Origin of the sequence: Spirosoma sp. (assembly GCF_048594605.1) — a bacterium.
Classification (GTDB): Bacteria; Bacteroidota; Bacteroidia; order Cytophagales; family Spirosomataceae; genus Spirosoma.
Genome location: NZ_JBMDWV010000106.1, coordinates 1 through 9,681, shown reverse-complemented (window position 1 = coordinate 9,681; position 9,681 = coordinate 1). Strand labels below are relative to the sequence as shown.

The 9,681-nt window shown below is 48.0% G+C and carries 8 protein-coding genes; 2 read left to right on the top strand and 6 right to left on the bottom strand.

Features of this window, described 5'->3' with window-relative positions:
- Positions 1-407 (bottom strand): putative porin (locus ACOJS8_RS06225; protein WP_420147669.1); only part of this gene is annotated, 407 nt, incomplete at its 3' end.
- Positions 408-459: 52 nt separating this feature from the next.
- The gene (gene lpxK, locus ACOJS8_RS06220; RefSeq protein ID WP_420147670.1) at positions 460-1,524 is read right to left on the bottom strand and encodes a tetraacyldisaccharide 4'-kinase; all 1,065 of its coding nucleotides are present in this window, start codon (positions 1,522-1,524) and stop codon (positions 460-462) included.
- Between the two features lie 84 nt (positions 1,525-1,608).
- On the opposite strand from lpxK, the gene ACOJS8_RS06215 reads away from it, so the two are divergent.
- Positions 1,609-2,700: an o-succinylbenzoate synthase gene (locus ACOJS8_RS06215; RefSeq protein WP_420147668.1), complete on the top strand. Its 1,092-nt coding sequence runs from the start codon at positions 1,609-1,611 to the stop codon at positions 2,698-2,700.
- Positions 2,701-2,734: 34 nt separating this feature from the next.
- Positions 2,735-4,249, top strand: coding sequence for a helix-turn-helix domain-containing protein (locus ACOJS8_RS06210; RefSeq protein ID WP_420147667.1), 1,515 nt, complete (start codon positions 2,735-2,737; stop codon positions 4,247-4,249).
- A 44-nt stretch (positions 4,250-4,293) separates the two neighbouring features.
- Here ACOJS8_RS06210 and ACOJS8_RS06205 read toward each other — a convergent pair whose 3' ends face one another.
- The 4 genes from ACOJS8_RS06205 to ACOJS8_RS06190 all read right to left on the bottom strand — a co-directional run.
- A complete protein-coding gene (locus tag ACOJS8_RS06205; protein WP_420147666.1) occupies positions 4,294-4,668 on the bottom strand; it encodes a hypothetical protein in 375 nt (124 codons plus the stop codon).
- Between the two features lie 152 nt (positions 4,669-4,820).
- On the bottom strand, positions 4,821-5,420 hold the full coding sequence (locus tag ACOJS8_RS06200; RefSeq protein WP_420147665.1) for a hypothetical protein: 600 nt from the start codon (positions 5,418-5,420) through the stop codon (positions 4,821-4,823).
- 191 nt (positions 5,421-5,611) lie between these two features.
- A complete protein-coding gene (locus ACOJS8_RS06195) occupies positions 5,612-7,102 on the bottom strand; it encodes an efflux transporter outer membrane subunit (protein WP_420147664.1) in 1,491 nt (496 codons plus the stop codon).
- Positions 7,071-9,681, bottom strand: a 2,611-nt coding sequence (locus ACOJS8_RS06190; RefSeq protein ID WP_420147663.1) for an efflux RND transporter permease subunit, incomplete at its 5' end; no start/stop codon positions are given. The genes ACOJS8_RS06190 and ACOJS8_RS06195, both read right to left, overlap by 32 nt.

Sequence of the window (9,681 nt, the reverse complement as noted above, 5' to 3'; positions counted from 1 at the left end):
GAGTATGCATACGGAGCAAAAACCGTGTATCCAGATTGCGCGCCCAGTTGATCGGGTTCCTGCACGAACACGGGCCGGATAGGCGTACCGAGCGTACCTAAATCCTGATACAGATTTTGACTGCGCTGAACGTAGGTAAACCGGTGTACATCATCCATTGTCGTGTCCATGGTGTACAGTTTCCGACGGTTATTAAAAATATCGTCTTCCAGTACGTAGCGCGTTGATTTCGGACCATAAATTACCTTCGTCGAATCGTCTATTCCGCCGATCCCTGTCGTTGAAGTGGGCATAGCCTGACGACCACCAAACCCGTTTGGATTCTGAATATTACCCGGAAACTGTTGTGCCCGACCCGTAAGGGCCAGACTTAGCACTAGTAAGAAGGCAAAAAAACTCCGATTCATCAGGTCAAAAGTACGCCAAAAGGACGGATTGCCGCAATACGGCGACAACCACTTAACGATTTTTAAGGGAATAATCGTCCAGAAACTGGATAAATGTCTGCTCCTGATCGGCTAAAAACTGGACGGCAACAGGCAGGTAAAACAAGGGGCTTGTCATTCGTTCCTGCGGACTTAGTAGCGTATCGAGCTTTACCCAGTCTTTTTCCGTTGTCAGCAAGGCCGTATCTGCTGATAAGGCGGATAGAAACGTATCAAGATCGGCGCGTGAGTAAACGTAGTGATCACTAAAACGGTAGTGATGCGTTAGCGTAAAGGTTTGCCGAACGTATTGTTCAAGTGGGTCAGCGTTGGCCAGTCCAGACACCAAAATTACCTGCGGCAGCTGCGCAACCGGTTGATATGTAGTAAACGATACGGGTTGGCTATACTTCAATCCGGCAAAAAAAATGGGTATGTCAGGACGGGTATAGGGTCGAATATGATTGATAATTCGCTGTTGTTCAGTTGACCACAGGTTGTTGGGGCATTTTGTTACTACAACGACATCGGCTCGACGGGCACCATGCCGGCTTTCCCGCAAACGACCTACCGGAAAAGGGTAATCCTCATAAAAAGGGCGGTTATAATCCATCAGCAGAATACTAAGATGCGGCCGAACGGCACGATGCTGAAAAGCATCATCCAACAGTATCTGGCTGGTATCCGGATGCGTTTGGAGCAACGTCTGAATGGCATCTACCCGCCTTTCGCCCACACAGACCCGAATCCACTGTTTAAACTTGTGATATAGCTGCAAGGGTTCATCGCCGATGGTTTCGGCCGTGTCCATGTCTGTAGCAATCCGAAAACCCTTCGTTTGCCGACCGTACCCACGACTTAGGGTAGCCGTCTCTCCTACTGCGCCGGAACGATTATTCATGTACCGTTTAATCAAAAATTCGATCATTGGCGTTTTTCCGGTACCGCCAACAGTCAGATTTCCGACGCTGATTGAATAAACTTCAGGCCGTTTTGACTGTAGTAACTGACTATCATAGAGCCAATTACGGACAGCCATTATAAGTCCATAAAGTCTACTGAATGGCAAGAATAGCCACTTAAACCCCAAACGCTTCATTAATAATTTCGTAATATTGCCCGCTTGAGCAGTCAAAAGTAGTATTTTTAAAGCTGAGAACGCCCCTCCCTGCCGTCCTGCACAATGAGTTTAAAAGTCGACTACCTTCCATACACGTTGCATTTTCGCTTCGAAGCGGGTACGTCGCGCGGCACCCTGACGGATAAAACTTCCTTTTTTATCCGGCTCTCCGATACGGATAATCCAACGGTTGTTGGCTACGGTGAATGTGGTCCGTTAAAAGGCCTTAGTTATGATGACCGACCCGATTTTGAAGAGCAATTGCGTCAATACTGTGAGGAGTTCAATTCATTAGACCTACAGCTGTTTCGCTGGAACGTACCGATTGTTCTTAATCAGATTATTAGTCCGAAGTTTCCAAGCATCCTGTTCGGGTTTGAAACGGCCATGCTCGATTTTTTGTCGGGAGGCTGTCGCATCATTCAGGCATCGGATTTTACCGCAGGGCAGCGTCTGCTACCAATCAACGGCCTTATCTGGATGGGCAAACCTGAGTTTATGCGCCAGCAAATCCTGGAAAAATTACAGGCGGGATATACGACGATCAAACTAAAAATTGGCGCGCTCGATTTCGAGCAGGAATGCGAACTCCTTGCCCTGATTCGGGAGCAGCACACGGAAAGCCAGATTACGTTGCGGGTTGATGCCAATGGCGCCTTCCAGCCGAATGATGCAATGACTAAACTCGAACGACTTGCTACGTATGACCTCCACTCGATTGAGCAACCTATACGGGCTGGGCAAACCGACCTGCTGGCAGAACTTTGCCAACATTCGCCGGTCCCCATTGCGCTGGATGAAGAGTTGATTGGCCAGATGGAGTACGTCCACAAATTCCGGTTACTGAAAAAAATACAACCGCAGTTTATTGTGCTCAAGCCAACTCTGCTCGGCGGACTTCGTCATTGCGACGAGTGGATTGAGCTTGCTAACCGACTTAACATTGGCTGGTGGGTTACGTCAGCTTTAGAGTCAAATATTGGCCTTAATGCCATTGCCCAGTATACAGCACAGTTCAAGCACTTAGTACCGCAGGGGTTAGGCACAGGACAACTGTATACGAACAATATTGACAGCCCGCTCTCGGTGGAGGAGGGTCACTTACATTATAATCTGGCTCACCCCTGGAACCTCAGCCCCCTGTTGAAGCATTAGTATCAGAGAGTTTCACTTAATACGTTCCTAGCCTTTGAATCTTCCTGCCGATCATATCCGCCTTTTATTTGGCTTAAAATTACGCCAGCTCCGAATAGACAGGGGTCTGTCCGTTAGTGAGTTGGCCCAACAATCGGGTTTATCAATTTCTTACGTAACAGAAATTGAAAAGGGGCGTAAGTACCCAAAAGCAGATAAAATTTCGGCGTTAGCCAACGCCATGCAGGTGGACTATGATACGCTCGTATCCCTCAAACTAAGTAAGAAGCTGGAGCCGATTTCGGATTTGATACGTTCTAAATTCCTGACCGAAATTCCGCTTGAACTCTTTGGCATCGACCCATCGGATCTGCTTGAATTACTGGCCGAAGCTCCGGCTAAAGTAAGTGCTATGATTCGCACGTTTATGGATATCGCCCTGAGTTACAACATGAGCGTCGAGCGTTTGTACCTAACCATGTTACGTTCGTATCAGGAGCTACACGACAATTATTTTCCCGACATCGAAGCAGACGCAGATCGTTTTCTAAACGAATTTTCCCCATCGACGGGTGCCGCATCACCTCAACCTGTTCCCGAAGCTCTCCTGAATAATCTGCTGAAAACGCGTTACAATATTCGCATTGACTATTTTGACCCGCTTACGCATCCTGAACTCGTTTCATTACGTTCTTTTTTCCGACCGGAGAGTCAAACACTCCATTTGAATGCGGGTTTGACAGCAGAACAGCGGTCCTTTATTTTGGCGAGGGAAGTTGGGTTTCAGTTTATGAACCTAAAGAATCGGCCGTATACGTATTCGTGGGTCGAAGTAGATTCCTTTGAGCAGGTTCTTAACAACTATAAAGCTTCCTACTTTGCGAGTGCAATTCTGATACGTCGTGACGTGCTGGTAGCCCGGTTGAGCGAATTATTTAATCGCGACACCTGGAGCAATGAAGATTTTCTGCAATTGATTACGGATTTCGAATCAACCCCCGAACGTTTTTTCTACCGGCTGAGCAACGTATTGCCCAGCCATTTCGGTGTTGATCAGCTATTTTTTTATCGCTTTAACCACACTCCAGGTCAAACTGCGTTTCAGCTCACAAAAGAAATGCACCTGTCCCGGCAGCAGGGCCCCCGTAGCATTGTCAATGAGCATTTTTGTCGACGCTGGATTGCCTGGACAATTTTACAGGAGCTTCAGTTTCTGCAGCAGAATAAAGGGTTCGATGGTACGCTCTGCCGTGCCCAGTTTTCAGAGTACGCCGATTCGGGGCAGCAGTACCTGCTTATTTCGGTTGCCCACGCCTTTCAGCCGCATTTTCAGCAAAACATGAGCGTTTCTATGTGCTTTGCCGTAAATGATACGTTAAAACAAAAAATGAAATTTCTGGCTCCCCCTCATGACGTCAGAGCACTAACGAATATTCCTTTCCGCATTGTTAACCAAACCTGCGAACGGTGCGGAATTTTCGACTGCCGCGAGCGGGTAGCGTCACCGTCGGTGCTGCAAAAGAAACGTCAGTTTGAAGCAACCAAGAAAGCAATGGAGGCTTTGCGCTGAGTGAAGCAGCTTCCTGAATCTGTGGCACCAAACTTACTCAATTACTAATTCACCGATGAAGTAGTCAGATAAAGCATAGCTTGGGCCTGCTGATTGAGCTCAGTCAGGATTTGCGTGTGAATGGTCAGTTTTCGATAGCTGTCATCACTAATTGACAGGTCTGATTCCTCCTGCCGAAACATATCCACCAACAGTTTTTCTAGTACGTGCTGCATTTTGGTACGTAACGCCACGCATTGCTCGGCAGAACATTGGCCTGTGCACTCATTCTCAGTTGCTGTCTGCTCCTTTTGTGCGGTGTTAGCGCTCAGATAATTGTTTATAAGGGCATAGTTTTCATGAAAAGCCGTAACCGCTTTCATCCATTCCATTAACACATCTCCAGCCCCCGGTACATTGGTTGATTGCCGAGTTTGCATCCTGTTATCTATTTATGCATTAATTTACATATTAACATAAATAGATAATAAAAAGTTTCACATATATTACAAATAATAAACTTTTTCTGTTCTATTGTTTACTCTCAAGCATAAAGAACTACTAAAAGGCATAAGCAAATAAGTGCATGCACTTATTTGGGAAGACCAATCTGTAAGCCCACATTCAACGTAAAAAATTTCGCGGTTCTGTCGAAGTTGATATTACCAACCCCTCCTACATTAGCGCTACCGTCGTTGTTGCCAAACATAAAGTTATAAGCTCCTTCGGCGAAAATACCCAGGTTTCCGAGTGCCAGCACCAAGCCAACTTTGGGAGCAACCCCAGCGTTTGTTGTTGTTACTTTACTCGTTTCCTGACCGTTGAATTTCACTCGGTACGCAGTGGAGTAAACGCCTGCTTCAGCCCCGATATAGGGGCGAAGGAATCCATCTGTAAAATAGTAATCGATCATCCCTGTCACGGGAATAATGCCTGCTGATAGCTCTAGATTTTGCCCGCCAGCATTAAAGCTCCGCGACTCTCCAAAGGCTTTGACCCCAACTCCTACATCGAACCGAGAGGATAAATAGATTTTAGCAAAAGCTCCTCCCCCATAAAAGGTTTCTGAGCCCTGCGCATCTCCCGTTGCTAATGAACCATGAGCACCTACAGAGAACTGAGCCTGGCTGGACGTAACTGCGAACAGGAAGATTATTACCGTAGCAGTGAGACTAAAAAAATACCTTTTCATAGTGCATTTCGGATTAACCAATGAAAGCAGATTAGACGTATCACAAAATTATTCAGAAAGGTTTACCCTTGTTTGTCAGTCGCTTAACGGCACAAAGCAGCCCATCATATCATTATAACTCACACTCTATTCAATGGTTTCATTTATAAACAAACGTCTCGTCAAGCCAAAATCTACAGGCCACTACTCCATTACTGCCATCCACCTCCTAACGCCCGGTACAAATCGACTAAAGCCAGAAATTGAGACCGCTTGGTGTTGATTAAGGAGAGTTCCGCTTCCAGAACGTTACGCTGGGCGGTAATTACCTCCAGATAATTAGCATAGCCATTAGCAAATAAATCGTCAGACGTTCGGGCGGCTTGCCGTAAAACGGTTACTTCCTGCGTTTGAAAGTCGGCCACAGACCGAAAGTTATCCAATCGCTTTAAATTACTCACTACTTCAGAAACCCCCGTTAGCATGGCTTTCTGATACGTGTAATAAGCCTCTCGACTTTGGGCGTTCGTAATCGCCAGATTACCTTTTAATTCCCGACGGTTAATAATTGGCGCAGCAAGTCCGCCCAGAATTCCCAATGCCAGTGATTGTGGATTTAACAGGACCTCTGGCCGGAAGGCGTTAAAGCCAACATAAGGCGTCAGATTAAGCGAAGGCAGAAACGAAGCCTGAGCCACCGCAATATCTATGTTAGCCGCTTCCAGCTCCCGCTCAGCCTGACGAACATCGGGTCGGCGACGTACCAACTGCGCTGGTACACCTGCCGATACGCCTGTAGGCAACGACTGTTTCTCAATGGATGCTCCTCTCGGAATCGATTGTGGGTAGCGGCCTAATAATGTATTCAACTGATTTTCAGCCTCTATAATATCCTGTCGAACTCGACCTTCCAGAGCGCGTGTGTTTAGCAACTGCGCCCTGAACTGTTGTACGGCTAGCTCGGTTACCCGCCCAGCCTCTTTCTGGACCTGTACTAATTCGAGTGCTTTCTGCTGAAGTTCAATATTATCGCCAATAATTTCCAGCTCAGCATCCAGCGCCAGCAACGAGTAATACAAACGGGCTACGTCGGCCGTGAGAGACGTAACAATTAAATTTTTCCCTTCCTGTGAAGCTAATACGCGGGTAAAAGCTGAGCGTCGGCGGTTACGAAGCTTGCCCCATATGTCTACTTCCCACGAACTGCGCAGACCCAGAAAATAGTCAGGTGTAGGGTTTGGAATCAAGCTGGCGCCCGATACGTTCCCAGACAAGTTTGTATCAAAATTACCTACTCCATTCAGCGTATAACGGCCGTAACGATCAATTCCTGCCGTTGCCACAGCATCGACCCGGGGGACTAATGCCCCTTGCGTTATGATGAGATTTGCTCTCGCCATTTCAATACGTTGAAGAGCAATCTTTAAATCAAGGTTGCGCAATAAAGCCGTGTCAATCAGCGCTACCAGATTTGGGTCGGCAAATATATTCTGGTGAGGCCAGTTGCCGATATTCGTCGAATCGGTACTCGCTACGTTCGCACCAGCCGTATTTAAATGGCCTGTATACGACGTTGGAACGGATAAAGCTTGTAAAGGAGCTGGATTGTGATGAACTCGACAACTGTTTAAACTACCAGCAAAAAATAAGCCTACTAAAGCCGATGAATAATTAATTTTCCTGAAAAACGGCACCGTTAGCATGAGTTTTTGTAGATACAATCTCCGGTTTATCATCATTAGACGATTGTTTTGGAGCAAATCGTTGAGCCAGTTTGGCAAATACAATGTATAATCCGGGCACTAATACCAGCCCGAAGACAGTTCCTATCAACATGCCCCCGGCGGCCGCTGTACCGATGGAGCGGTTTCCCAAAGCACCTGCTCCGGATGCGATGCAAAGCGGAATTAGACCGGCAATAAACGCAAGTGAGGTCATTAGAATAGGTCGCAAGCGAGTCACGGCCCCTTCAATAGCAGCCTGCACAATCGGTAGTCCTTCTTTCTGGCGCTGGTTGGCAAATTCAACAATCAGAATCGCGTTTTTGCCCAGCAAACCGATGAGCATCACCAGCGACACCTGCGCATATATATTATTCTGTAAGCCAGCCAGTTGCAGACAAAGAAACGATCCGAAAATACCAGCGGGCAAGGATAGTAACACCGGCAGCGGAAGGAACAGGCTTTCATATTGTGCAACCAGCAATAAGTACACAAAAACCAGACAGATCAAAAAGATAAAGACAGCCTGATCGCCAGACAGCACTTCTTCCCTTGACATGCCCGACCAGGCAAACGCGTACCCGCGTGGCAGCGTTTTATCCGCCACTTCCTGCACGGTACGTAGCGCGTCACCGCTACTATATCCGGCAGCCGGTTCACCGTTGATCATGGCCGACATATACATATTATAGCGGGTAATTTGCTCCGGCCCATACACTCGTTCCAAACGGACAAAATTGGAGTAGGGCACCATTTCGCCCGCATCGTTCTTAACCCGCAAGGCTAATACGTCCTCTGGCTTGGCCCGATATTCGGGGGATGCCTGTACCATCACTTTGTACATCTGACCGAAGCGGATAAAGTTCGATGCGTAAAAGCTACCCATCAGGGTTTGCAGCGTTCCCATCGCATTCTCGATCGAGACGCCTTTCTGAGCGGCTTTGTCCTGATCGACGTGGAGTAGGTATTGCGGGAAACTAGGGTCGAAACTCGTAAACGCATTCCCGATTTCAGGCCGTTTTCTCAGGGCAGCAATAAAACTATCGCCCACTTTTTTCAGTTTTATCAGATCTCCAGACCCCGTCTGATCAAGTAAGCGCAGTTCAAAACCGCTGGAATTACCAAAACCCGGAACGGTGGGCGGAGGAAAAAACTGAATGCTGGCGTCCTGAATCGTTTTGGTTTTTTCGACAAGATCAGCAATGACGTCATCAACCGTTTTTGTTCGGTTGTCCCAGCTTTTCAGGTTAATCATGCCCATCCCGTACGATGCGCCATTTCCATCGGTCATCATGCTGAAACCGGCCAGAGTCGATACGTTTTCAACGGCTTCCATCCCTGAGGCAATCTGCTCGATCTTATCCATTACGTCTTCCGTACGCTTGACGGTCGCGCCAACGGGCGTTGTTACGTTCACGTAAATCATACCCTGATCTTCGGTCGGAATGAACCCACTTGGCAACACAGCGCTTACGCCCCAGGTACCAGCCGCAAACAAGGCCAGCATGACCAACGTAACGATGCCGCTACTGGCAAACCGACGTAGTAACTTCTGATAGCGACCCGTCAGCGCATCAAACCCCCGGTTGAAACTGGCAAAAAAGCGTCCAAGCAACCCTTTAGCTTCATGACCATGTGTGGGCCGAAGCAGCAGCGCACATAAGGCTGGAGTTAACGTAACGGCATTGATCCCCGAAATAACAATGGCCACGGCCAGCGTCAGCGAGAACTGTCTATAGAAAATACCAACTGGCCCCGACATAAACGCTACCGGAACAAAAACCGCCGACATCACCAACGTAATAGCCACCAACGCCCCACTAATTTCTCCCATGGCAGCAAACGTAGCGGCTCTCGGCGACAGATGGCCGGACGCGCCCCCGGTCTCCGCCATTTTGGCGTGTACGGCCTCCACCACCACGATTGCGTTATCAACCACGATCCCAATGGCTAGCACCAGTGCAAACAGCGTAAGAAGGTTGATTGAGAAGCCGATGGTGCTCATGAAGGCGAACGCCCCCACCAGGGCCACTGGCACCGCCAACGCACAGATCAGGGTTGATCGCCAATCCTGCAGGAACAGGAAAACAACAAGGAACACGAGCACAAACGCTTCAATCAGGGTTCGAACTACTTCGTGAATTGATGCATCCAGAAAGCGCGATACGTCGTAGGCGAAATTATAATTCATACCCGGCGGGAACTTCGTTTTCTTCAATTCCGCCATTTTCTCCTTAACGTTGTTGATCACTTCCCGCGCGTTTGAACCCGGGCGCTGCTTCAGCATAATCGAAGCCGAGGGCCGACCATCTGTTTTTGATAGGACGTCGTAATTGAGTGATCCGAACTCTACATCCGCTACGTCTTTCAAGCGCAGAATCGAGCCGTCTGTTTCGGCCCGCAGCACAAGGTTCTCATACTGCTTCGGTTCAAAAAATTTACCGGTATAGCGTAATACGTATTGAAGCATTTGTGGGCTTCGGTCTGCACTTTCGCCCGCTTTACCAGGGGCTGCTTCAACGTTTTGCTTACGAATGGCCTCAATAACATCGTCGGCCGAT

What these genes read in the sequence shown, in the direction of transcription:
- lpxK (WP_420147670.1), bottom strand. Translation starts at nt 1,524, where the DNA reads ATGAAGCGTTTGGGGTTTAAGTGGCTATTCTTGCCATTCAGTAGACTT.
- ACOJS8_RS06215 (WP_420147668.1), top strand. Translation starts at nt 1,609, where the DNA reads ATGAGTTTAAAAGTCGACTACCTTCCATACACGTTGCATTTTCGCTTC.
- ACOJS8_RS06200 (WP_420147665.1), bottom strand. Translation starts at nt 5,420, where the DNA reads ATGAAAAGGTATTTTTTTAGTCTCACTGCTACGGTAATAATCTTCCTG.
- ACOJS8_RS06205 (WP_420147666.1), bottom strand. Translation starts at nt 4,668, where the DNA reads ATGCAAACTCGGCAATCAACCAATGTACCGGGGGCTGGAGATGTGTTA.
- ACOJS8_RS06195 (WP_420147664.1), bottom strand. Translation starts at nt 7,102, where the DNA reads ATGCTAACGGTGCCGTTTTTCAGGAAAATTAATTATTCATCGGCTTTA.